The 23,682-nt window shown below is 57.6% G+C and carries 22 protein-coding genes, 1 tRNA gene and 1 pseudogene; 10 read left to right on the forward strand and 14 right to left on the reverse strand.

The genetic code is table 11. The features are described 5' to 3' along the window. Positions 1-3 precede the first annotated feature (3 nt). Both QN399_RS21540 and QN399_RS21545 read right to left on the reverse strand, forming a co-directional pair. The gene (locus QN399_RS21540) at positions 4-1,494 is read right to left on the reverse strand and encodes an OmpA family protein (RefSeq protein WP_323569261.1); all 1,491 of its coding nucleotides are present in this window, start codon (positions 1,492-1,494) and stop codon (positions 4-6) included. A 337-nt stretch (positions 1,495-1,831) separates the two neighbouring features. Further along, the gene (locus QN399_RS21545; protein WP_322177240.1) at positions 1,832-2,518 is read right to left on the reverse strand and encodes an HAD-IA family hydrolase; all 687 of its coding nucleotides are present in this window, start codon (positions 2,516-2,518) and stop codon (positions 1,832-1,834) included. Between the two features lie 112 nt (positions 2,519-2,630). Between QN399_RS21545 and QN399_RS21550 the strand changes: the two genes are divergently transcribed. Beyond that, on the forward strand, positions 2,631-4,124 hold the full coding sequence (locus QN399_RS21550; RefSeq protein ID WP_330201611.1) for a YdgA family protein: 1,494 nt from the start codon (positions 2,631-2,633) through the stop codon (positions 4,122-4,124). A gap of 121 nt (positions 4,125-4,245) precedes the next feature. On the opposite strand, the gene QN399_RS21555 is transcribed toward QN399_RS21550, so the two are convergent. Next, positions 4,246-4,530, reverse strand: a complete 285-nt coding sequence (locus tag QN399_RS21555) for a hypothetical protein (RefSeq protein ID WP_257604449.1) — start codon at positions 4,528-4,530, stop codon at positions 4,246-4,248. Between the two features lie 52 nt (positions 4,531-4,582). After that, the gene (locus QN399_RS21560; RefSeq protein WP_322177242.1) at positions 4,583-5,971 is read right to left on the reverse strand and encodes a PLP-dependent aminotransferase family protein; all 1,389 of its coding nucleotides are present in this window, start codon (positions 5,969-5,971) and stop codon (positions 4,583-4,585) included. Positions 5,972-6,059: 88 nt separating this feature from the next. Here QN399_RS21560 and QN399_RS21565 point away from each other — a divergent pair, with 88 nt between their 5' ends. Then, on the forward strand, positions 6,060-7,013 hold the full coding sequence (locus QN399_RS21565; RefSeq protein ID WP_322177243.1) for a threonine dehydratase: 954 nt from the start codon (positions 6,060-6,062) through the stop codon (positions 7,011-7,013). 115 nt (positions 7,014-7,128) lie between these two features. Here QN399_RS21565 and QN399_RS21570 read toward each other — a convergent pair whose 3' ends face one another. The 6 genes and pseudogenes from QN399_RS21570 to QN399_RS21595 form a co-directional block, all read right to left on the reverse strand. Then, positions 7,129-7,416 carry a cyd operon YbgE family protein gene (locus QN399_RS21570; protein WP_330201612.1) on the reverse strand — a complete coding sequence of 96 codons (288 nt, stop codon included), beginning with the start codon at positions 7,414-7,416 and terminating at the stop codon, positions 7,129-7,131. After that, on the reverse strand, positions 7,406-7,522 hold the full coding sequence (gene cydX / locus QN399_RS21575; protein WP_219063702.1) for a cytochrome bd-I oxidase subunit CydX: 117 nt from the start codon (positions 7,520-7,522) through the stop codon (positions 7,406-7,408). The genes QN399_RS21570 and cydX overlap by 11 nt, the downstream gene beginning before the upstream one ends. Positions 7,523-7,534: 12 nt before the next feature. Then, complete coding sequence (gene cydB, locus QN399_RS21580; protein WP_322218829.1) at positions 7,535-8,677, reverse strand: cytochrome d ubiquinol oxidase subunit II; 1,143 nt, start codon at positions 8,675-8,677, stop codon at positions 7,535-7,537. A gap of 10 nt (positions 8,678-8,687) precedes the next feature. Further along, entirely contained in the window at positions 8,688-10,274 is a 1,587-nt protein-coding gene (locus QN399_RS21585; RefSeq protein ID WP_322218832.1) for a cytochrome ubiquinol oxidase subunit I, read from the reverse strand. Further along, positions 10,271-10,468, reverse strand: a complete 198-nt coding sequence (cydP, locus tag QN399_RS21590) for a cytochrome oxidase putative small subunit CydP (protein WP_330201613.1) — start codon at positions 10,466-10,468, stop codon at positions 10,271-10,273. Before cydP ends, QN399_RS21585 begins: the two co-directional genes overlap by 4 nt. Before the next feature lie 123 nt (positions 10,469-10,591). Continuing rightward, a pseudogene (locus QN399_RS21595) lies at positions 10,592-10,813 on the reverse strand (AAA family ATPase); the annotation flags it as partial. A gap of 98 nt (positions 10,814-10,911) precedes the next feature. On the opposite strand from QN399_RS21595, the gene QN399_RS21600 reads away from it, so the two are divergent. Genes QN399_RS21600 through QN399_RS21615 form a run of 4 tightly spaced genes read left to right on the forward strand, consistent with a single transcriptional unit; the run spans position 10,912 to position 12,911 of the window. Beyond that, entirely contained in the window at positions 10,912-11,796 is an 885-nt protein-coding gene (locus QN399_RS21600) for an MBL fold metallo-hydrolase (protein WP_322218834.1), read from the forward strand. A 20-nt stretch (positions 11,797-11,816) separates the two neighbouring features. After that, positions 11,817-12,287, forward strand: a complete 471-nt coding sequence (locus QN399_RS21605) for a YeeE/YedE family protein (RefSeq protein ID WP_322177249.1) — start codon at positions 11,817-11,819, stop codon at positions 12,285-12,287. Between the two features lie 2 nt (positions 12,288-12,289). Beyond that, entirely contained in the window at positions 12,290-12,709 is a 420-nt protein-coding gene (locus tag QN399_RS21610) for a DUF6691 family protein (RefSeq protein WP_322218836.1), read from the forward strand. Between the two features lie 13 nt (positions 12,710-12,722). Beyond that, positions 12,723-12,911 (forward strand): DUF2892 domain-containing protein, encoded by a 189-nt coding sequence (locus QN399_RS21615; RefSeq protein ID WP_322177251.1) that lies wholly within the window; start codon positions 12,723-12,725, stop codon positions 12,909-12,911. A 117-nt stretch (positions 12,912-13,028) separates the two neighbouring features. Here the strand turns inward: QN399_RS21615 and QN399_RS21620 are convergent, their stop codons facing one another. Together QN399_RS21620 and QN399_RS21625 are read right to left on the reverse strand one after the other, a co-directional pair. Then, positions 13,029-14,309 carry a bifunctional O-acetylhomoserine aminocarboxypropyltransferase/cysteine synthase gene (locus QN399_RS21620; RefSeq protein ID WP_322177252.1) on the reverse strand — a complete coding sequence of 427 codons (1,281 nt, stop codon included), beginning with the start codon at positions 14,307-14,309 and terminating at the stop codon, positions 13,029-13,031. Between the two features lie 270 nt (positions 14,310-14,579). Then, positions 14,580-14,656: transfer RNA gene (locus QN399_RS21625), tRNA-Arg, on the reverse strand. Positions 14,657-15,008: 352 nt separating this feature from the next. On the opposite strand from QN399_RS21625, the gene gabD reads away from it, so the two are divergent. The 3 genes from gabD to QN399_RS21640 all read left to right on the forward strand — a co-directional run bounded on the left by gabD (position 15,009) and on the right by QN399_RS21640 (position 19,215). Further along, a complete protein-coding gene (gene gabD / locus QN399_RS21630) occupies positions 15,009-16,451 on the forward strand; it encodes an NADP-dependent succinate-semialdehyde dehydrogenase (RefSeq protein ID WP_322177253.1) in 1,443 nt (480 codons plus the stop codon). A gap of 140 nt (positions 16,452-16,591) precedes the next feature. Beyond that, complete coding sequence (gene gabT / locus QN399_RS21635) at positions 16,592-17,872, forward strand: 4-aminobutyrate--2-oxoglutarate transaminase (RefSeq protein ID WP_322177254.1); 1,281 nt, start codon at positions 16,592-16,594, stop codon at positions 17,870-17,872. 131 nt (positions 17,873-18,003) lie between these two features. Continuing rightward, positions 18,004-19,215, forward strand: coding sequence for an HDOD domain-containing protein (locus QN399_RS21640; protein ID WP_330201614.1), 1,212 nt, complete (start codon positions 18,004-18,006; stop codon positions 19,213-19,215). Positions 19,216-19,285: 70 nt separating this feature from the next. On the opposite strand, the gene QN399_RS21645 is transcribed toward QN399_RS21640, so the two are convergent. Both QN399_RS21645 and desA read right to left on the reverse strand, forming a co-directional pair. Beyond that, positions 19,286-20,275 carry a sensor domain-containing diguanylate cyclase gene (locus QN399_RS21645; RefSeq protein WP_322177256.1) on the reverse strand — a complete coding sequence of 330 codons (990 nt, stop codon included), beginning with the start codon at positions 20,273-20,275 and terminating at the stop codon, positions 19,286-19,288. 139 nt (positions 20,276-20,414) lie between these two features. Next, a complete protein-coding gene (gene desA, locus QN399_RS21650) occupies positions 20,415-21,599 on the reverse strand; it encodes a delta-9 fatty acid desaturase DesA (protein WP_322177257.1) in 1,185 nt (394 codons plus the stop codon). Positions 21,600-21,753: 154 nt separating this feature from the next. On the opposite strand from desA, the gene dibA reads away from it, so the two are divergent. Then, positions 21,754-23,673: a phosphodiesterase DibA gene (gene dibA, locus QN399_RS21655; RefSeq protein ID WP_322177258.1), complete on the forward strand. Its 1,920-nt coding sequence runs from the start codon at positions 21,754-21,756 to the stop codon at positions 23,671-23,673. Positions 23,674-23,682: the final 9 nt, after the last annotated feature.

Genomic DNA, 23,682 nt, shown 5'->3' on the forward strand with positions numbered 1-23,682 from the left:
TGGTTAGCGACGAACCGGCTCGAATTCAGCGACGAAAGCCTCGCCTTGTTTTGGATAGAACAGTTCCCCGGCTGTCGCGGCGCCTGTTCTTTTGTCGAACACGATGTCCATGCAGGACACCGGCGACTTCGATGCATCGACTGCGAAAACCCGGTACAGCACCTTGGTTTCACCGTCGAAGGTATTGGCAATCGACTGAATCTTTTCCGACTGCTTTTTTGAAGTCTTGTAGTCAGGGATGAATTGCATGAACGGCTGTACTGCCACCGTCGCATCTTCTTTGAGAATGGCGACTGGCCCGACCAAGGCGACATGCCCGTTGATGGCCTGGCCCCAAGGGCGACCGTTCATCCCAGGCAGGTAGTCAGTGGTGGCGATATCCACCAGCGCTCGATCAGTGGCCAGGTTTTTTACTTCGCCCGCCATACGTGGCATATCGGCGACGCAGGAACCTACCGGAGCCGAGGCGTAGGCCGGAGAGATAACGCTGAATACCGATTTCTTGGGCTCGATACCGCGCGCCAGTGCCGACTCCATACTGACGACCTGATGGCCGCCAAAATCGATACCACCTTTGCCCTGAACCGGAATGCCTGTGGAAGGCGCAGGTTGGGCTGTCGCGGGCGAGGACTCGGCTTTGTCGGCTTTGCTCAGGGTCGGTGTTTTGACCGGTGCACTGGCAGCTGTTGCCGCCGGGCTGGTCCGGGTGCCGTGTTCCAGGTATTTGGGGTTGTTGCGCTCGGCGCGTACGCGGGCAACCAACAGTTGCTGGTTATCGACCTGGGTCAATTCCACTCGACGGTTTTGCGCCCGACCTTCGGTCGTGATGTTGGCCGCCACAGGTCGCGAGGCACCGGCACCCTGGTAATAGATGTCTGCGGGCTGCAAACCGGCCTGGGCGAGGATTGTGCTCACGGCGCGGGCACGTTGTTCCGAGAGCCGCTGGTTGAGCTCGGCGTTGCCGGTGGAGTCGGTATGGCCCACTACCAGGATTTTCTTCGGCGCCGTTTGTGTTCCGCTCTGGCCTTCCGCAAGTACCGCAGCCATCTTGCGCAACTGACGTTCCCCATTGGCGGTCAGCACGGCAGAGCCGGTGGCAAACATTGCACTGTCCTGCACCTGCGCCTCTATGCCCACGGGTTGCAATTGGGGGGCGCTTTTACCTGCAGTGGGAGCCTGGGCCGTTGCAAGCTCCTTGATCTGCATGCTCATGCCTTCCTCGGTGGCAATCGCCTGCAGACGCTTGACGCGTGCCTGATACGCCAACGTTGCACCGCATCCGACAGCGGCACCGGCAATCGCACCGCCCGCAGCGTTCTTGCCCAGGGCAACCGCCACACCCGCGCCCAGCACGGCACCCAACATGCCGCCAGCCACGCATGCTGAGGTCTTATCCATTCCGCCCAATTGGTTATCGACGCTGGCGCAACCGGTTACACCGAGAGCAATGGCCATAGCCAGTGCTGTCGGGCGCACATTCCTTGAGTTCAACATCCCTTGCTGATTCCTTTTTTGTCCTTGGCACCTGACAGACTTGTCGGTGTGCCATATCACGCAAAACGCGTTGCTATCCCGTGTCATTACACAACGAACGCCACCATGCCAGAGTGGGCGGCCCGACGGTTAATCAGGCTGGCGTCGCATCCGAGAGTGCGTGCTTTGACGGGTGTTACAAAATGTCGGGGGATAGTAGTAGCATTTCGATGTCAATAAAACAGTCGGCGACCACTTTCATTGAAGCCGGGGCAACGAAGTTGCCCCGCAATCGATGCCTGCCAGAAACACGTTCGAGGGGTGGCCGCAGACGCTCGCAGACGCAAGGGGCTGCGCATCAGAACGCCGGCAACCCCCATGCTTCAAGCGGGAAATCCAACAGCGACTCAAGGCGCAGATCGGCGTGAACGTATTGCTCGATTGGCATATGGGCGTCCGGCACGGCCACGGCGGACATGCCCGCAGCCTTGGCGGCCGTCACGCCGAAGGGCGAGTCTTCGAACACCAGGCAGTCCTTTGGGGCAACGCCCAGGCGGCGGGCGGCGACCAGGAAGATATCCGGTGCGGGTTTGGCGGCGCCCACTTCCGAGTCGTCAGCCGTTACCACGGTGTCGAACAGCTCGAACCATGCCCGATGCAGGGTGGTTTTGGCCTTGAAGTAGTGGATCGACGAGCTGGTGCCCACGGCGATGGGGATATTGTGCGCGGCCAAATGCCGGACCAATGCCTCGGCGCCTGGCATTGCGGGTGAACGTGGGAAGCGCTCATCCAGCATGGGTTCGCGAGTGGTCAGAAACTCATCGATGGACAGCGGCAACTCCAGCGCGCCGATCACGTAACCGGCGAAATCCCGCGCCCCACGGCCGATGGTGTTCTGCTTGATCGTCCAGTCAAACGTCCGACCGTAACGACTGGCAATAATATGAGTGACTTCGGTGTAGATACCCTCGGTATCCAACAACAAGCCATCCATATCGAAAATAACGGCCTTGATCGGGCCAAAAACGGTGCGTTGCTCACTCATCTCGTTTGATCCCGTTTTCAAATTCGAACATCAGCCTACCGTCTGAGGGAAGACCGTGGCTAGCGGCGGATGATAATCTCGGTCGATTATGGACAGCGAAGTGGGGCGGAAGATGAGCAAATCAGCAAACGTTGCAGTAGGCGTCGTCATTGCGGTGGCGGCACTGGGCACCGCTGGGGCGTGGTACACCGGGACTCAACTGGATGGTGTTTTGCGCGATTCGATCGACAACGCCAACCGACAGTTCAAGTCGTCTTTTAGCGGAACCGACGACAGTATGAGCGTCGAGCTGGTGTCGCTCGATCGCCATCTGTTCACCAGCACGGCGCACTATCGTGTGAATGTTCAAAGCAAAAGCCTGGGCAAAAACAACGAAAAGATCGAGCTGTTGTTCGTGGATAACATTGAGCACGGCCCGTTGCCTTTTTCGCGACTGAGGTCGTTGAAGCTGCTGCCGGTCATGGCTTCCAGCAATTATGAAATCGAGAAAAACGCTTTTTCCGAAAAGTGGTTTGCCATGACTAATGGTGCCGCGCCGCTCAAAGGCAGTGCGAGCATCGGCTACGACCGCGCTACCGAAGGCACCCTGCAATTGCTGCCATTGGATATCAATGACAAAGACGGCATGTTCAAGTTCTCCGGCCTCGACCTCGCTGTGGCGGCCAGTGCCGATGCAGAGAAGCTCAAGATCACCGGGAATATGGACAACCTGCAACTCAACGTAGCCTCGGAACAGGGCCCTGTGAGTGTTGAACTCCACGGCGTGACCTTCGACACCGGTGGCACCAAAGGCGCCTCGGGTTTCTATCTTGGGCATAGCAACCTCAAAGTGGCCAGCGCGTTGTTCCAGATCGGGGACAAGCCTCCGGTGCTGTTCAAAGACTTTGTGAACACCAGCTTGATGCAAGAGGCAGACAGTAACCTGTCGGCTCAAGTGACCTACGACATCGGCATGATCAACTACAACGGCAAGGACATTGGCGCCTCGCAGATGCTGTGGAAGTTCGGCAACTTCGACGTAGCGTCTACACAAGCACTGCTCCATTTCTTCCAGGAGAAAGTCCAGCCTCAACAACAGGCTGCCGCGCAGGCCGGTATACCGTTCAAGTTGAAGCTGAGCGATGCCGATCAGGCAAAAATGAATGCCGACCTGGCGAAACTGCTGAACGCCAAGCCGCACATCGAACTGGAAAAAATATCGCTCAAGACCGCCAACGGCGAAAGCCACTTCAGCCTTGCGGTGGACCTGAAAAATCCCGGGCCGCTCGATCAACCGCCTGCAGAAGTGGGCAGAAAAATGATCGGCGAACTGAACGCCAAATTGCTGCTGTCTCAACCCATGATCAAGGATGTCGCCAGTCTGCAAGCGAGCCTCAACGGTCTGACCGACCCCAAAGCGATCGCTGAACAGGCGCAGGGCGCGAGCGACATGGTCAGCGGCATGGCGGTGATGACCCAGTTGGCCAAGGTCGAGGGCGAGAACGTTGTCTCGGACCTTCACTATGCCAACGACATCGTTGACTTCAACGGCCAGAAAATGACCGTGCAGCAGTTCTTCAGCATGGTGACGAGCAGACTTGGCGGGCTGAGCACAACGGATCAGTAAGTCACCGAGTCAGCAAAGAGGGGCGAGTTTATTTATCGAAAATAAACTCGCCCTTTTTCTGCATGTTTACTGTCAGCGATGCCGACGAGATCAGCGCTCCGATGTATGCCATTCCATAGGGTTAGACGAAGGGCTGACCATGAAACCCTCGAGGGAGTCGCTGCGGTCCGGGCATATCCGTGAGCCGCTGTTGCCAAGAGGCACGCCAGTCGCTCGATGCATGAGCAGTCCTCGCTTTCCTCGCAGCTCTGCGTGCTGCGTTTCGCACGGTTTTCCTCGCCTCTTTGAAGGCATCGGTGTTACGGCAGTTGCGACACTTCACACGTCCAAGCTCAGTGGTGGAGATGATGTTGTCGCCGTGGCGGCCGCAGGCGATGTGCCCGGCGAGCCTGTAGTGAGTAACCATCGGTAAATCTCCTTCGCAGTGATTGCGGTACAGGAGTAAAAACAAGACGGATTTATCTATTAAAAGTAGATCCGTCTTGCTCAATTTGCAACGTACCGTTGGTCCCAACAATCTGCGCCACCCGCTCCAATGCGATCTTCAATTGTGCTCGATTGCTGGCTGCACACAGGCTGATGCGTACGGCATGGGTATCGTGTTCCTTGACTGCGAAAACCTCAGCAGGCACCACGTCGACCTGTGCTGCACGGCAGGCCTCGGCCAGCTTCATGGAGGGCAGTGAGCTGGTGACCCAAATGTGAGGAGACGGGCTTTGTGCCTGATACAACGCCGCGCCGAGTGTCTTTTTTGCCAAGCGCCAGCGCTGGGTGGTTTCTTCGGTCTGCCACGCCAGACGACGTTGTGCGGTTCCATCGTTGATCCATTGGCAGGCGATACTCAGGCAGAGCGGTGAAACGCCCCAGTGCGTGGCCTGCGCGTGGGGGTCGATACGTTCAAGCACGGACGGTTCGGCCGTGATCCAGCCAACCCGTAAACCGGGCGCGACCGTTTTCGACAGACTTGTCACCAACAGGCCATGCTTGCCCAACAGTCGCGTCAGTGGAGGTGAGGAGGTCAGCGCGCCATAGACATCATCTTCGATAATCAGCAGGTCATGCTGTCTTGCGACTTCCGCGATCTCGAATTGCCGCTGGGGCGACATGATCGTTGACGTCGGGTTCTGTAGCGTGGGCGTCAGCACGACGATTTTTGCCCCGGTGGCCCGCGCCATCCGGTCGAGTTCGTCAGGGAGGATGCCGCATCGATCAAGCGCAACGCCATGCATGGGCAAGCGCAATTGGCGGCAGGCCGCTTTGATTCCTGGCGCAGTGAAGGCTTCCACGATGACCGGCTCGCCGGGCTGACACAGCGACAGCAACGCCGTGAACAACCCCTGCTGGGCGCCGTTGCACAGCATGATGTTTTCTGTGGGCACGTTCAGGCCCCGGGCTTGCAGCCAGGCGGCACCCTGAGCCCGGCCAACTGCCAGGTCGTCAGCCGTGAGGTAGCGTTGCAGGCGCTGTGCTTGTCCGTTATTGATCAGCGTAGAGAGCGCCAAGACTTCGTCCTGACTGTCCTCATCGGTCACCGGCACATTGGTGCAAAGATCAATCAGGGCAGGGCGTTCGCTTGGTTGCTTGAGCCGGAACAACGTCGCCTCTTTGCTCCCGGCCAATACGTAAGTGCCGCGCCCCACTTCACCCGAAACCAAATGCCGCCGCGCGGCCTCACGATAGGCCTGCATCGTCGTACTTGGGTTCAGGCCCAGGTTCCAGGCGAGACGTCGTTGCGGTGGCAGCCGCTCGCCGACTTTTAACTCGCCGCTTTCTATCGCGCGCGTGATCGCTTCAACCAAGGCCAGGTACTTCGGCTGCGCACTGTCGTTGAGCGTCGGCGTCCACATTTATTGTTGCTCATGCAATATAAGGTTTAACCCATACAATGCCCCGGCCCTAAGATCAGGTCAAACCCACCCACAACCCGGTGACCTGATGTTTGACCTCGCCTCGTTACGCCACGCCGCGCAAACCATTCGCCCACTGGTTCCGCCTACCCCCCAATACGCATGGCCGCGCTTGGCCGAGCGTCTGGGTTGTGAGGTCTGGGTCAAACACGAAAACCACGCACCGACCGGCGCCTTCAAAATTCGTGGTGGCCTGCTGTACGTACAGGGATTGCTCAAGCGCAAACCTGACGTTACCGGGCTGGTGACTGCCACCCGAGGCAATCATGGGCAGAGCCTTGCAACGGCCGCACGCAACGCAGGGCTGCCGATTATCATCGTTGTGCCCCTCGGCAATTCGCAGGAAAAAAATGCCGCGATGCGGGCCATGGGCGCGCAACTTATCGAGTACGGGCAAGACTTCGACGAGGCGCGGATAGAAGCCGCGCGCCAAGCCGAAATGCAGGGCTACGAGAGTGTCCCGGCGTTTCATCCTGACCTTATTTTAGGTGTCGCGACCTACGCGCTGGAATTGCTGGAGGCGGTGCAGGGTCTGCAGACGGTCTACGTCCCCATCGGTATGGGTTCCGGCATATGCGGCCTGATCCAGACTCGCAACTTACTGGGCCTGAAAACCGAAATCGTCGGTGTCGTATCCGAACACGCCGACGCCTTTGCGCAGAGCGTCGAACAAGGCCGAATCATCACCACCGAAACCGCCAACACCTTCGCCGACGGCATGGCCTGTCGCCTGCCATTGCCGCAAGCATTCGACATCATCCGCCGAGGCGCAGCGCGAATCGTCCGGGTTAATGACGACGAAATCGCCAGCGCGATCCGGATCTTCCACGAAGACACCCACAACACCGCCGAAGGCGCCGGAGCTGCGGGCCTGGCGGCGCTGATCAAAGAGCGTGAGCGCCAACAAGGTGCCAAAGTGGCGGTGATTTTGAGTGGGGCGAATATTGATCGGCAGGTTTATGCGCGGGTGCTTGGGGGGTGAGTTTTCAGTGTTGGATTACGTCTTCTTGCGCCTACCAATAACCCTCTGAAATAGAACATCATCTGTGGGAGCTGACTTGTCTGCGAATAAGCCCGGTACGGGCTTCAGACATGCCCTAATGCACCCACATCACTGCATAGCCCAAGGTCATCAGACCCCAGGCTACCAGCGGATGAAACACCACTTGCCACACGCGTGCATGCGGGTCGAAGCCCACGCCGTGCACGTACCCCGCAGCCACGCCCCACATGACCAGCATCAGCAGGTTGTGGTTGTAGTGCCCTTGGGCGTTGAGGATGGTGATGGGGTTGATCAGTAGAATCAGGCTCAACGGAACGGCCAGCAGCAGGGACAAGACCCTGCTGCTGGCGCGTCGCAACCGCGGTGTTGCTTCAGAGGTCACCCGCTGGCTCCTTGTCCAGCGTGTCGGTGGCCTCGAGCCACATGACGTTGATGATGCCGAAGCTACAGGCCAATAAGACACCGAGGATCCAGGCGAAATACCACATAGTGTGTGCTCCTCAGTAAAGGCTGTGAGTGTTGGCGTCGATGTGTTTGGTGGTCACTTTGCCCCACATTTTGGCGTAGCACCAAAGGGTATAGCAGAGGATCAGTGGCACGAAAATCGCTGCCGCAACCAGCATGATATTGAGTGTCATGCGGCTGGAAACAGCATCCCACACGGTCAGGCTGGAGGCAGGGTCGATACTCGACGGCATGACAAACGGGAACAGGGCGAAACCGGCTGTGCAGAGGGTGCCAACGATGGCCAGGCTGCTGCCCAGGAACGCGCAGCGACTGTGACCTCCGCTGGCCGAGAGCAGGGCCAGCAGCGCGCCGACTATCCCCAAGACCGGCGCAATGATGGTTAGTGGGTATTTCCCGTAGTTCACCATCCAGCCCGGATTACTCGCGGCCACGGTTTTGCTCAGCGGATTCAAGGCTATGCCGGGATCGAAGGCTGAGGTGATGGTTTGACCTTCAATGCCGCCCAGCAAGAGCCAGACTCCGGCACCGATGAAGGTGAGCAGATAAACCGCCGCGAACAGTTGAGCAGCGCTGCGAGAACGCCGGGCGATGTCACCCTCTGTACGCATCATCAACCATGTGCCGCCGTGCAGGCAGAGCATGCTCAAGCTGACGACGCCAGCGAGCAGCCCGAATGGGCTGAGCAGTTGCCAGAAGCTGCCGTGGTAGCTGGAGCGCAGGGTATCGTCAAACTGGAAGGGCACGCCCAGGAGCAGGTTGCCGAACGCCACACCGAATACCAGCGAAGGCACCACGCCGCCAACGAACAGGCCCCAGTCCCAGCTTTGCCGCCAGCGGGTGTTGCTCAGTTTGCTCCGATAATCGAAGCCTACGGGGCGAACGAATAAGGCGAACAGTACCAGCAGCAGGGCCCAGTAGAAGCCCGAAAACGCGGCGGCATACACCAATGGCCAGGCGGCGAACAACGCCCCGCCGGCGGTAATCAGCCAAACCTGGTTGCCATCCCAATGCGGCGCGATGGTGTTGATCACCACGCGTCGTTCGTTATCGTTGCGGCCGACGAAGGGCATCAGCGCGGCGGCTCCGAGGTCGAAACCATCAGTCAAGGCGAAGCCGATCAGCAAGACGCCAACCAGTACCCACCAAATCAGTTTGAGGCTTTCATAGTCGAACATCATTTGCTCCTCAGACCAAGGTCGGCTGTGTGGCGTTGGCGGGTGTTGCCTCGCGTTCCAGGTGATAACGACCGGTGTGCAGACTGCTCGGCCCGAGTCGGGCGAACTTGATCATCAGGTACATCTCGATCACCAACAGCACGCTATAGAACGCGATCAGCGCCAGCAGAGAACCCCAGACATCACCGGTCGACACGCTTGAAGCAGACAGATGGGTCGGGAGTATTTCACCGACGGACCAAGGCTGACGACCGTGCTCCGCGACAAACCAGCCGGTCTGCGTGGCAACCCACGGCAGTGGCAGGCTGAACAGGGCCCACCTGAGCAGCCAGGGTTTGCTCATTTCGTTCTTGCGGGTAGACGCCCAGAACGCACAGACGAACAGGGCCAGCATCAGGAAACCGCTGAGCACCATCAGGCGAAAGGTCCAGAAAATCGAAGCCACGCCCGGGATAGAGTCCAGCGCGGCCTGCTTGACTTGTTGGTCGCTGGCATCGACCACCTTGTTCGTGTATTTCTTGAGCAGCAGACCGTAGCCCAGGTCCTTTTTCACCGCATTGAAGGCAGAGACCGTCTGTTCGCTTTTATCCCCGGCGCGCAGTTGCTGAAGCAGATCATAAGCAACCATGCCATTGCGAATCCGTACCTGATGCTGGGCAACCAGGTCCTTGATGCCTGTCACCTTCGTGTCCAGCGAGCGCGTGGCAATAATCCCCATGACATAAGGGATTTTTACCGCGTAGTCGGTACGTTGCTCGGCCTGATTCGGCAGCCCGAACAGGGTAAAGGCTGCAGGTGCGGACTCGGTATCCCACTCGGCCTCGATTGCCGCGAGCTTGGTTTTTTGAACATCGCCGATTTCATACCCGGACTCGTCGCCCAGAATGATCACCGAAAAAATCGACGCCATGCCGAAAGCCGATGCAATGGCAAAGGAGCGCCGCGCGAACCCTATATCGCGGCCCTTGAGCAGGTACCAGCTTGAAATAGCCAAGACAAAAATCGCGCCGGTCACGTAACCGGACGCAACGGTGTGGACGAACTTGACCTGTGCCACGGGGTTGAACAGCAAGGCGCTGAAACTGGTCAGTTCCATCCGCATAGTGGTGAAGTTGAACTCTGCGCCGACCGGGTTTTGCATCCAGCCGTTGGCGATCAAGATCCACAATGCCGACATGTTCGAACCGATGGCCACCAGCCAGGTAACCCCCAGATGCTGGACTTTGGTCAGACGATCCCAGCCAAAAAAGAACAGGCCGATGAAGGTCGATTCCAGAAAGAACGCCATCAAGCCTTCAATCGCCAACGGGGCGCCGAAAATGTCGCCGACGTAATGGCTGTAGTACGCCCAGTTAGTCCCGAACTGGAACTCCATGGTCAGGCCGGTGGTGACACCCAAGGCGAAGTTGATGCCGAACAGCTTGCCCCAGAACCGGGTCATGTCCTTGTAGACCTGCTTGCCGGTCATCACATAAACCGACTCCATGATGGCCAGGAGGAAGGTCAAGCCCAGGGTCAGAGGGACGAACAGAAAGTGATACAGCGCCGTCATAGCGAATTGCAGTCGAGATAAGTCGACGACTGATTCCGAGATCATTGGGGGTTCTTCTCAGGAAGTGCGGGAGGGGGGCCAAGCATGTGTTGGCCTACTTTGACGCCGTCATCCATGACCTCAACCGGAGCGCTGAACCAGATGCTTCGGATCCCCAACAACAAGACGAGCTTGATAAGCAATATCAGGCCAATTTCCTTCATTAATGGTTTTTTTAGAAAATCGAAGGGGCCTGGCATGACGGGTACTCGCAGGGATGGCGGAATTGTCCTGACGGCGACGGTGGCTAATATTGATCTGGATCAATATTTTCAACTGCAACGGGAGTGACGGAACGTCACACCCAGGCCGCGAGACGCATGAGCTGTCCGCACCGGGCAATGCTCGTCGGCCTGATCGTAGGGAACCGAGAACGGGTGTGATACACGACAGTATTGGGTACCGAACTAACGCTGATAAGCCACGTTGGCAGCTATGATGTTGTAGTCGGTATCCAGAATGATGGTCGACTGTTTTTCGTGTTCGAGATACGACACCCACTCGTGCTGTCCTTGGGTTGGCGTATGAAAACTCAATAAAAACAGTTGGTTGTAAGTTTGTTCAGATAATAGAAGATTGGCATGCTGATTAAGATGAATACAGGTCGCCAGTCGCGTGTCACCCAACTATCAGGAGAGCAGCTGTGATCATCGGTGACCAACTGCAGGTAGAAGCGTTCTTCGACAGCCATACGTGGACGGTCAGTTATCTGGTGCTGGACCGTGCGACGAAGCAATGTGCGCTGATCGACAGCGTGCTGGATTACGACCCCAAGTCAGGACGTACCCATACCGATTCGGCCGACCAATTGATCGCGCGGGTTCGTGAGTTGGGCGCATCGGTAGAGTGGATACTGGAAACCCATGTGCACGCCGATCATATTTCCGCTGCGGCCTACCTGAAGAAAACGCTCGGCGGAAAAATCGCCATTGGTAGCCTGATAACCGTTGTGCAGGACGTGTTCGGCAAGCTCTTCAATGCCGGCAGCGATTTTGCCCGTGATGGAAGTCAGTTCGATGTACTGCTCGATGATTGCGCGCACTTCAGCATTGGCTCGCTGCGGGCCAGGGCGATGCACACGCCGGGGCATACACCTGCGTGCATGACCTATGTTGTCGAAGTCGAGGGCGAAACCATCGCTTTCGTAGGTGACACCCTGTTCATGCCGGACTACGGCACTGCGCGGTGTGATTTTCCTGGTGCCGATGCGCGAACGATGTATCGCTCGATAAAAAAGATCCTGAGTCTGCCTCCACAGACCCATCTGTTCATGTGCCACGACTACTTGCCCAATGGCCGCGAACTCAAGTACCTGACAACCGTCGCGGAACAACGCGCCAGCAATATCCACATACACGACGGCATCGATGAAGACGCCTTCGTCAAGATGCGCGAAGCACGCGACGCTACCCTGGAAATGCCCGTCCTCATCTTGCCATCGGTGCAGATCAATATGCGCGGCGGTCTTCTGCCGGAGCCCGAAGACAACGGCGTCCGCTATCTGAAAATTCCGCTTAACGCGATTTGAATATGGGCTCAGGCGGAAAAATGAACGAACACAACCTGCTGCACCGGAGGGACGCAACGATGATCGACTGGTTAAATTTCACACCCTGGACTTCGTTGGCCGGAGGCGCGCTGATCGGGCTGGCCGCCAGCCTGTTTGTTCTGGCCAATGGACGGGTGTCCGGGATCAGCGGTCTGCTCGGCAGCCTTCTACAGCCCGACAGCGAAGGCCGTAGCGAAAAGGCACTTTTCCTGCTCGGCCTATTGATTGCGCCACTGGTGTGGGGACTGTTTGCTGCCTTGCCGCTAATAGCGTTCAAAAGCGGTTGGTTTGGCCTGGCAGTGGCCGGTTTGCTGGTGGGCGTCGGCACCCGCTACGGTTCGGGCTGCACCAGTGGGCACGGGGTGTGTGGAATTTCCCGGCGTTCCCCGCGCTCTATCGCGGCCACCATCACCTTCATGTTCGCGGGATTCATCACCGTCTTTGTCCTGCGTCATCTTCTCGGGAGCTAATCATGCGCAAACTGACAGCCTTCATTGCTGGCCTGCTATTTGGTATCGGCCTCTTGCTCGCCGGTATGGCCAACCCGGGCAAAGTGCTGGGATTTCTCGATCTGGCAGGCGCTTGGGATCCGTCGCTGGCGCTTGTGATGGTCGGCGCCATCGCCGTGGCGAGCGTGCCGTTCAACTGGGCCGGCAAACAATCGAAATCGTTGCTGGGTGCGCCGATGCAACTGCCCGTCAAACGCGAGCTGGATGCGCGCTTGATCGGTGGCAGCCTGCTGTTCGGTATCGGTTGGGGCATCGCCGGGATATGCCCGGGACCGGCAGTGGTCCTTCTGCTGACGGCCCACTGGCAAGCTTTTGTTTTCGTGTTGGCCATGCTGGTCGGCATGCTGTTATTCACCGCGCTGGAAGCCCGGCGCGCACATTGATCGGGAGATCACCATGAACGCAAACGTTGGAACCATCGACCGCGTCCTGCGCATCGCACTGGGCGTTATTCTCATCGGGCTGACCGTATTCGGGGTCATTGGCGTGTGGGGCTGGATTGGCGTAGTACCACTGGCGACCGGCATCTTCCGCTTTTGCCCAGCCTATTCACTGCTGGGCATCAAAACCTGCAAACGTGATTGATGCGTCGTCCGATGTGAAAGGAATCCCTTCAGGCCTTGAATCGCTCAAGTCGCTTTGATGGGATTTTTTTTTGAGCTCCGGGACTGACGCCAGGCGCCAGTCCTCAGCTTCAAAAAGTTACCGGGGAACCGCAGCCTCCAGAGCTTGGGCGAGGTCGCTGAGGATGTCATCGCAATGTTCGATGCCGATGGAGAGTCGGACCATATCCCTTGGCACGCCGGCCTTTTCCAGCTCTTCGTCGTTCAACTGGCGATGAGTGGTGGACGCAGGATGGCAGGCCAGTGATTTGGCATCGCCGATGTTGACCAGGCGCACCACCAGTTTCAAGGCATCGATAAAGCGTGCCCCGGCCTCCTGTCCGCCCTTGATACCGAACGACAGGATCGATGCGGGTTTACCAGCGGTATAACGCAAAGCAAGTGCATGCTCTGGATGGTCGGGTAACCCGGCGTATTTCACCCACGCGACGTTTTCATGAGCCTTGAGATAGTGCGCGACTTTGAGCGCATTTTCTGTGTGGCGCTCCATGCGTAGCCCAAGCGTTTCCAGGCCTTGCAGGATCAGGAAGGCGTTGAATGGCGACAGCGCCGCCCCCGTATTGCGCAGTGGCACTACCCGGCAGCGGCCGATGAAGGCGGCTGGGCCGAAGGCTTCGGTGTAGGTCACGCCATGGTAGGACGGGTCGGGCGTGTTAAGCAGGGGGAAACGTTCTTTGTTGTCAGCCCATGGGAATTTGCCGGAGTCGACGACGATGCCGCCGATGCTGGTCCCGTGTCCGCCGATGTACTTGGTCAGCGAGTGCACAATGATGTCGGCACCGTGCTCGAAGGGGCGGCAAAGAATTGGCGTGGCAACGGTGTTATCGACGATCAGCGGCACACCATGCCGGTGGGCAGCGTCGGCGAGTGCCTGAAGGTCAATAATATTGCCGGCCGGGTTGCCAATGGATTCGCAGAAAACCGCCTTGGTCTTGTCGTCGATCAGCGCCTCAAGCGCCGCGATGTCGTCATGGGCAGCGAAACGCGTCTGGATACCAAAGCGCGGCAGGGTATGCGCCAGCAGGTTGTAAGTCCCGCCATAAAGCTTGGCCACCGAGACGATATTGTCACCCACTTCGGCCACGGTCTGGATCGCATAGGTAATCGCGGCCATACCTGACGCAACCGCCAACGCACCTACACCGCCTTCCATGGCTGCAACGCGCTTTTCGAGCACGTCATTGGTAGGGTTCATGATGCGCGAGTAAATATTGCCTGCGACTTTCAGGTCAAACAGGTCGGCACCATGCTGGGTATCGTCGAACGCGTAGGACGCGGTTTGGTAGATCGGCACCGCTACTGCTTTAGTTGTCGGGTCGGGGCTATAGCCTGCGTGGATAGCCATGGTTTCCAGTTTCATGCGCTCTCGTTCCTTCAGGAGTTGTAGGTGTCCCCGAAGAATGTGTCGAGCAAAGGCGGGAGTCAAGTCAGGGGACGGCGCTTGATTTCAGTGCGCATCACTGCGTGCATGCGTCCATTTCAAGGCATTGCAAATGCATACGAAGGGGGCATACATGGTTTGAAGTTATGGGGCGAGACAGGGAGGGATAGCCAGAAACAACAAAGCCCGCATAGGGCGGGCTTCTTGGGGTGTTTCGTAGGCTGTCAACGACAGGTCGAAACAGCTATTTGGTGCACCAGGCGGGATTCGAACCCACGACCACTGCCTTCGGAGGGCAGTACTCTATCCAGCTGAGCTACTGGTGCAATGCGGGCGCCATGATACTCATCTGGCTGGCGGGCGTCCATGCTGGTGAGTGCTGTTGTTGATTTCGCACGTAACAGGGTGTGAACGTGACGTTGATCTGAAACTAATCGGCTAAACTCCGTTTTCGTTCTTTTTTTCGAACAGACTATTGTCCTTTACCCCCGCAGACCCTAGGATTCGTTTGAGATTTCAAACGCTTTTGGCTGGGTGCTGAACCGCACGTTCTACGATCAGTGCGCTATTTGTGCTTGAGTACGGTGAATGATTTCCTGACGGCAGCCTTTTATAGGCGCCTTTGAACAAACAAAAAAATTCGCTCCGCGCGTGCGCGGTGCTGTTTAGGAGACCGACATGCAGCTTAAAGACACCCAATTGTTCCGTCAGCAAGCCTTTATCGATGGCGTTTGGCTGGATGCGGACAATGGTCAGACGATCAAGGTGAACAACCCGGCTACCAATGAGATCCTCGGGACTGTTCCGAAGATGGGTGCTGTTGAAACCCGTCGCGCGATCGAAGCTGCTAACAAGGCGCTGCCGGCCTGGCGTGCGTTGACCGCCAAGGACCGTGGGAACAAGCTGCGTCGTTGGTTTGAACTGATTATTGAAAACCAGGACGACCTCGCTCGCCTGATGACCCTGGAACAGGGCAAGCCGCTGGCTGAAGCCAAGGGCGAAATCGTTTACGCCGCTTCGTTTCTCGAGTGGTTCGCTGAAGAAGCCAAGCGCATCTACGGTGATGTGATTCCTGGTCACCAGCCAGACAAGCGTTTGATTGTGATCAAGCAGCCAATCGGCGTGACGGCGGCGATTACGCCGTGGAACTTCCCTGCAGCGATGATTACCCGTAAAGCGGGCCCGGCGTTGGCTGCTGGCTGCACCATGGTTCTGAAACCGGCTTCGCAGACTCCGTTCTCGGCTCTGGCGTTGGCTGAGCTGGCGCACCGCGCGGGTATCCCGAATGGTGTGTTCAGTGTTGTCACCGGCAGTGCTGGCGACATCGGCGGCGAACTGACCAGTAACCCTATCGTGCGTAAATTGTCCTTCACAGGCTCGACTGAAGTCGGTCGCCAACTGATGGCTGAATGCGCCAAGGACATCAAGAAAGTGTCCCTGGAATTGGGCGGCAACGCGCCCTTCATCGTGTTCGACGACGCCGATCTGGATAAGGCGGTCGAAGGTGCGATCATCTCCAAGTACCGTAACAACGGTCAGACTTGCGTTTGCGCCAACCGCTTGTACGTGCAGGACGCAGTCTATGACGCGTTCGCCGAGAAGCTGAAAGTCGCGGTGTCCAAGCTCAAGATCGGTAATGGCCTGGAAGTCGGCACCACTACCGGCCCGTTGATCGACGGAAAAGCCGTGGCCAAGGTCAAGGAACATATCGCTGACGCCATCAGCAAAGGCGCGACCGTACTGGCTGGCGGCAACAGCATGGAAGGTAACTTCTTCGAGCCGACCATTCTGGTCAACGTGTCTAAAGATGCGGCTGTCTCCAAGGAAGAAACCTTCGGTCCGCTGGCTCCGCTGTTCCGCTTCAAAGATGAAGACGAAGTGATCGCGATGGCTAATGACACCGAATTCGGTCTGGCGTCGTACTTCTACGCCCGCGACCTTAGCCGCGTATTCCGTGTTTCCGAGGCACTGGAATACGGCATGGTTGGCGTTAACACAGGCCTGATCTCCAACGAAGTCGCGCCGTTTGGCGGGATCAAGGCGTCGGGTCTGGGCCGTGAAGGCTCGAAGTACGGCATCGAAGATTATCTGGAAATCAAGTACCTGTGCCTGGGCATCTAATTCTGTCAGCACAGTAGCGACACGTAATTCCACCTGTAGTTGGAACGTTGCAGCAGTCGATCATCGTATGCTGCTGCAACTGCCACCCGACTGCTTAATCCTTGAACTACGCCGCCCGATGAGCGGTGAATGAGGACATTATGAGCCAGACCAACGAATCCTTGATGAAACGCCGCAATGCCGCTGTTCCGCGCGGCGTGGGCCAGATCCACCCGATCTTCGCGGCTTCCGCGAAAAACGCTACTGTTACCGACGTTGAAGGTCGTGAGTTCATCGACTTCGCGGGCGGTATCGCGGTACTCAACACCGGTCACCTGCACCCGAAAGTTATCGCGGCCGTGCAAGAACAACTGACCAAGCTGACCCACACCTGTTTCCAGGTGTTGGCCTACGAACCGTACGTTGAGCTGTGCGAAAAGATCAACGCCAAGGTGCCAGGTGATTTCGAGAAGAAAACCCTGCTGGTCACCACCGGTTCCGAAGCGGTAGAAAACGCTGTGAAAATTGCCCGCGCCGCCACTGGCCGTGCCGGTATCATCGCGTTCACTGGCGCTTACCACGGCCGGACCATGATGACCCTGGGTCTGACCGGTAAAGTCGTGCCTTACTCGGCCGGCATGGGCCTGATGCCAGGCGGCATCTTTCGCGCGCTGTACCCATGTGCACTGCACGACGTGACGGTTGACGACTCCATCGCCAGCATCGAGCGCATCTTCAAAAATGACGCCGAGCCACGTGATATCGCCGCAATCATCATCGAACCTGTTCAGGGCGAAGGTGGTTTCTACGTTGCGCCGAAAGAGTTCATGATTCGCCTGCGTGCCCTGTGCGACAAGCACGGCATTCTGCTGATCGCGGACGAAGTTCAAACTGGCGCTGGTCGTACCGGTACGTTCTTCGCGATGGAACAGATGGGCGTATCTGCCGACCTGACCACCTTCGCCAAGTCGATTGCTGGCGGTTTCCCGTTGGCTGGCGTTTGCGGCAAAGCTGAGTACATGGATGCCATCGCTCCAGGCGGCCTGGGTGGCACTTATGCAGGTAGTCCGATTGCATGCGCTGCTGCACTGGCCGTATTGGACGTGTTTGAAGAAGAGCACCTGCTGGAGCGTTGCAAAGCGGTTGGCGAGCGTCTGGTGACGGGCCTGCGCGCGATTCAAGCCAAGTACCCAGTAATCGGTGACGTTCGTGCCTTGGGCGCAATGATCGCGGTCGAGCTGTTTGAAGGCGGTGATCCGCACAAGCCTAACGCGGCTGCTGTGGCTCAGGTTGTAGCCAAAGCGCGCGACAAGGGTCTGATCCTGCTGTCGTGCGGTACTTACGGCAACGTGTTGCGCGTTCTGGTGCCTCTGACTGCTCCTGACGAGTTGCTGGACAAAGGCCTGGCGATCATGGAAGAGTGCTTCGCTGAACTCGCATAAGTGTGAGTAAGTAAGCAAAAAAACCCGCTTCGGCGGGTTTTTCTTGTTTTAGGACAAGCATTTGCGCTTAGCGCCTATATCCCCACGGTTTGTTTGGATAGAGTGCGGGTATCGCTGTCGGAGAGCCCGGAATGACTGTTCTTGAACCGCCCACTGCACCCCGTGTTTTGATCGCTGAGGCTGACCCTTGGGTGCGCGACATGCTGACCGAATTAGTCCTGAGCGTGCGCGGTGATGCTGATCTGAAAGTGTGCTCCGAAGGGCTGGAGGCGCAAGACTGGTTGAGTCATCACCACCCCGATCTGGTGATTGCCGGTTGGGAACTGCCGGGCTCCGATGGCTTGAACCTGCTGCGCGGGGTGCGTCAACAGCGTCGTCAGCCGACGTTGCCTTTTATCCTGCTGAGTAGCCGCAATGACAGCGCCAGCGTGCGCGAGGCATTGCCGCTGGCGCCCACCGCTTACTTGACCAAGCCCTTGAATATGGACGGTCTGCGCCAACGCCTGGAAGATTTGCTGCTTCAGTCGAGTGAGCCGGTCGCTGTCGAAATTCCGGCATTGGCACCTGGTTTGAGTCTGTCGCAGTTCCTTGAAAGTCGCCGGGAAACCGCAGATGGCGCGCCCTTGCGGGTGGATGTGCATCAGGCGCTGAGGAGCAGTCAGGGTGCGACCGGCGCGGATTTGAGGCTGCTGGAGCAGGAACTGCGAGCTGACCCGCATATCACGGCAGTATTGATCGCTGCGGCCAACAGTGCGGCGCAGCACTTGGGCAAAGGCGTGCAGACCTTGTCGCAGGCGCTGCAGGCGCTGGGCCCGACGCAGAGTGTCAATCTGCTCCTTGGCCTGGCCATGAAGCGCGGGGCGAGGCTGACGGACAAAGGGCTGATCACCCACGCCCAGCGTTTTTGGGAGCAGTCGAGCCGCGCGGCTGAATACGCGCGCTCGCTTGCGCGTTTGCTGGATCTGGACCAAGAGCGTTGTTTCTGTGCCGGATTGCTGCACCGTCTGGGTGATTTGACGGTGTTGCGTTGCTTGCAGGACTGGATGCTGGCCGGTGGTGAGCTGGATGAGAAGGCGGTCAGCGAGTCGTTGGCGCAATTCGGTGCGGGGTTCGGTTCGGCTCTGCGCACGCGCTGGCGCTTGCCACTGGAACTGCGTGAGTTGATCGCGGCGGTCTATCACTTCGGCGGAGGCGTGTACTCGCGCGAGGCCCTGGCTATGAATGTGGCGGCGCAACTGGCGCTGCTCGGCCCGGAAGAGGGCGTTGATGCACTGGCCAACAGCAAACCGGCCCGTCTCTTGAAGATCGGGGCATCAGAGCTGGGGCGGTTGCGCAAGACGTAAATCTTCGTTGGCCAATAGGCCATTTTTCGCGAAAAAATCGCGAAAAGGCTGCATCAGGGACAGAAAACCTTCAGACCAAGACAATCTGATTCTTGCCCTGACGTTTGGCTTGGTACATCGCGGCATCGGCCCGAGCGTAGAGAACTTCCAGGCCAAGGTCATCGTCGCGGAGGTTGGTCAGGCCCTGGCTTACGGTGATGCCGAATGCCTGGTTGTTGCACTGGAAGCTCAGGCGCTGGATTTCCCGCTGCAGCCGTTCGGCGATTTGCTTGGCCATGTCCGGTGCGCACCCAGGGAGCACGGCGGCAAACTCTTCCCCGCCGATACGTCCGAACACATCGCCTCGACGAAGAGCTGAACGTCCACTCTCGGCGATGCGTTGCAACACCTGATCGCCTTCCTGATGGCCGTATGTATCGTTGACCAACTTGAAATCATCGATGTCCAAGAGCAAAAACGCCAAGGGCAAGCCCTGCAAGCGAGCCTGTTCGAACTCATGCTGAGCGCATTCGAAAAAGTGCCGACGGTTACTGCTCTGGGTCAGCACATCAGTGGTGGCGAGACGTTGAAGTTCGCCTTCAAGCTGCTTCTTTTCGGTGATGTCTTCGGCGATACCCACCACAATCAGACGCTGTCCGAGTTCCTGGCGACTGATAAAGCATTTGTCGCTCAGCCAGCGAACCTGCCCGTCTGAACGGATGATCCGGTATTCGCGGTCTTCGATGGCGCCCTTGTCCAGCACCTGGGTCAGGCTGCGTTCGGCATAGTCCAGGTCGTCGGGGTAAATGCTGTCGCGCCACTCGTTGTAGTCGGCGAGCAACAGGCCGGCCGAGCGCCCGAAAATCTGCTCATAGGCCGGGCTGACGTAAATCATTTGCTGGGTTTCCCAGTCGAACGCCCATAACACCGCGTTGACGCTGACCAGCAGCGAACTGAAAAGCTGTTCTCGTTCGCTCAGGCGTGCGACTTCTGCTTGGGCGTGCATCAGCGCCAGGAGGGTTTCCGCGGAAGGCGGCAGGTCGGTGGGAGAGGGCTGGTTAATGGGTGTCTGTCTGTCCATGAGCACTGCATCTCTAGAAGATGTGCGGCGCACAGCCACAAGTGAGCCCACCGAAATAGTGAGCTATTCATTCAGATAGAAAGTAGGACATGAAGTTCCAGCAGGCGCGCTCCCGGGCGGGGCGCGCCGATCAACGGTGTCAGACGGCGACAGGCCGTAGCGAGTAGGTTTTCAGTTGGCTGGCGAAATCACGCAGTGACTGGATACCACTGGCTTCGGCTTCATGAACCCACTCTTTGATCGCGGCGAGCATGTCGTGACCGTTGGTGCTGGTTTTTAGCCAGATATGTTGCAATGCCAAGCGCTTCTCGTAGATCACTTTCAGTGCTTGGCTGTGTTCAAGCATGGTCTGGATGTGCAGATGGTGCTTGTCATCAAGCAGGCTGGTTTCTCGAGAGAGCAGGCGCTTGGCGCGATGGAACTGATGGCGTACCGACACATCGGCCTTGGTCAGTTCTTGTTTCACCAGCGGCGCGATCACCAATTTGCGGTACTGAGCCATGATCTGAAAGCGATTGTTGAGGATTGCCATGGCGGTATCCATGTCAACATGGCCCTTGCCTTCAACCCGGTGGGCGATAGGCGCAACGCGTTGAACCTTAGCCAGACGGAAGAAGCTGAAAACCTTGATCCAGGCCCAGCCCATGTCGAACTCCCACTTCTTGACCGACAACTTGGCCGAGTTCGGGTAGGTGTGATGGTTGTTATGCAGCTCTTCGCCGCCGATCAGGATGCCCCATGGCACCAGATTGGTCGCCGCGTCACGGCATTCGAAATTACGGTAGCCCACGGCATGACCAAGACCATTGACGACGCCTGCGGCCCAGAAGGGAATCCACATCATCTGTATCGCCCAGACGGTGATGCCGATCACGCCGAACAACGCGAGGTCGATCACCGCCATTATCGAGATCCCGAGGAGAGGGAAACGAGTGTACAAGTGGCGTTCGATCCCGTCGTTCGGACAATTTTTGCCGTAGATGCGAAGTGTGTCCGGATTTTCCGCTTCAGCGCGATACAATTCGGCGCCTTTGCGCAGTACAGTAGACAGCCCTTTGATCACAGGACTGTGTGGATCATCGACGGTTTCGCATTTGGCGTGATGCTTGCGGTGAATGGCGGTCCACTCACGGGTGTTCTGGGCAGTGGTCAGCCACAGCCAGAAACGGAAAAAGTGTTTGAGCCCAGCGTTGAGTTCCAACGAACGATGGGCGGAGTAGCGATGTAGATAAACCGTGACGCCGACAATGGTCACATGGGTCATCAACAGGATGGCTACCACCAGTTGCCAAACTGATAAATCAAGAAGACCGTTGTTCCACATAAAATGTGTTGCCCTCAAAAATGCTCGATGAATATAAAAGCAGCAGCAGGCATTATCACTGACTCAGCTGATAAAACCAGTCGCACTTTTAGATAAGAGTCGCCGGATGTTTCTACTCTATAATCCGCGCCTTTCGTAAGGTTTTTTTAATTTTATGTCACTTTCTTCTCGCAATGCGCTGCGGACGGCCCTGCTCTACGCGCTGGTGTCGGCTTTGTGGCTTGAGATCAGCAATGCCTCGCTTCGGCATCTGATCCAGGATCAGGCTAGTTTCGACCAATGGCAGTTGGTAAATGCCTATGCATGGCTGATTTTCAGCGCCGTGCTGATTTTTTTCGCCCGCACCCGGCTCCTCGGCTGCATGGCCGCCGCTGCCCGAGCCGGGCTGAAAAAGCAGGACCAGGAGCGCTTGAGCCAAGCGGAGGCGGTGTTCGATTGCACGTGCGAAGGCGTCGTGGTCACTGACAAGCAGGGTTTGATCGTGCATGTGAACCGGGCCTTCATGGAAATTACCGGTTACCAGGCAAACGAAGTGCTCGGGCTTAACCCGAAAAAATTCAAGTCTGGCCGCCACGGACCTGAATTTTACCAGACCATGTTTCAGGCGTTGAACGCCAGCGGTCAATGGAGCGGTGAGATCTGGAACCGTCGTAAAAACGGCGAGATTTTTCCGCAATGGCAAAGCATCCGCGTCATCAAGGATGAGAACAGTGAAATCAGCCATTATGTGGCGGTATTTTCGGACATCTCCGCCATCAAGCGTTCGCAGCGCGAACTGGTGCACCTGGCGCACTTCGATCCGCTGACCAGTCTGCCTAATCGTCTATTGTTTACCGACCGTACCGAGCAAGCTCTGGAGCATGCCCAGGCCAACAAGCGTGGCTGTGCGTTATTGCTGATCGATCTGGATCACTTCAAGAACATCAACGACAGTCTTGGGCATAACGTTGGCGATCAGGTGCTCAAAATTGTGGCTGAGCGCCTGAATACATTGCTCGGCAACGGCATCACCCTGGCTCGGCTCGGGGGGGATGAGTTCGCCGTGTTGGCAGAAAACTGCCAGCAGGTGGCACAGGCCGCAGAACTGGCTCAAAGAGTCATCGAGGGTTTGAAGAAACCGTTCGTGTTCGAGGGCCATCAGCTGTTTATCAGCGCAAGCGTGGGCATCAGCCTGTTCCCCAGTGATGCCCTGAATGCCGAGCAACTGCTGCGCAACGCGGATTCGGCGTTATTCAAGGCTAAAAGCGAAGGCCGCGAAGGGTATGCCTTGTATACCGAAGAGCTGACCGCGCATGCGCAGCAGCGGGTCGAATTGGCCAGTGAGCTCCGTCGCGCCATAGCGCACGAGGAGTTGCGGGTGTTTTATCAGCCGATACATGACCTTTCCAGCGGCCGTATGTCCGGGGTCGAAGCGCTGGTCCGCTGGCAGCATCCTGAACGGGGGCTGGTGTCCCCGGGCGACTTTATTCCGGTTGCCGAACAAAGTGGCTTGATCGCCGATATCGACATTTGGGTGCTCAAGCACGCCTGCCAGCAGATGAGTGATTGGCGCAAAGCCGGGGTCGGCCTTGAATTTGTCGCGGTGAATGTTTCTAGTCGGATGTTTGGTCGCAGCGATATGTATCAGCACGTCGCGCAGGCTCTTCGCGACACGGGGCTTGATTCGCGTTTTCTAGAACTGGAGGTCACTGAAAGTGCGGTGATGGAAGATCCGGACATGGCCATCGAGCAACTGCATCGCCTGCGCGAGTTGGGCCTGCGACTGGCCATTGATGACTTTGGCACGGGCTATTCATCGTTGCTGCGGCTCAAACGCATGCCGGTGCAGAAACTGAAAATCGATCAGGGCTTTATCGCCGGTTTGCCCCATGACGAGGATGATGTCGCCATCGTTCGAGTGATCATCGCCCTTGCGCAAACATTGGGCATGCAGGTGTTGGCCGAAGGCATCGAGCGTCCCGATCAGGCGAGTTTCCTGCTGGAAAACCATTGCGAGCAGGGCCAGGGCTACTGGTTTGGCCGTCCACAGCCGGCTGAAAAGCTGGATTTACACCATGTGGTGACGTTGTCCTGAGCACCCGAA

Source organism: Pseudomonas sp. 10C3 (genome assembly GCF_036346185.1).
Lineage (GTDB): Bacteria > Pseudomonadota > Gammaproteobacteria > Pseudomonadales > Pseudomonadaceae > Aquipseudomonas.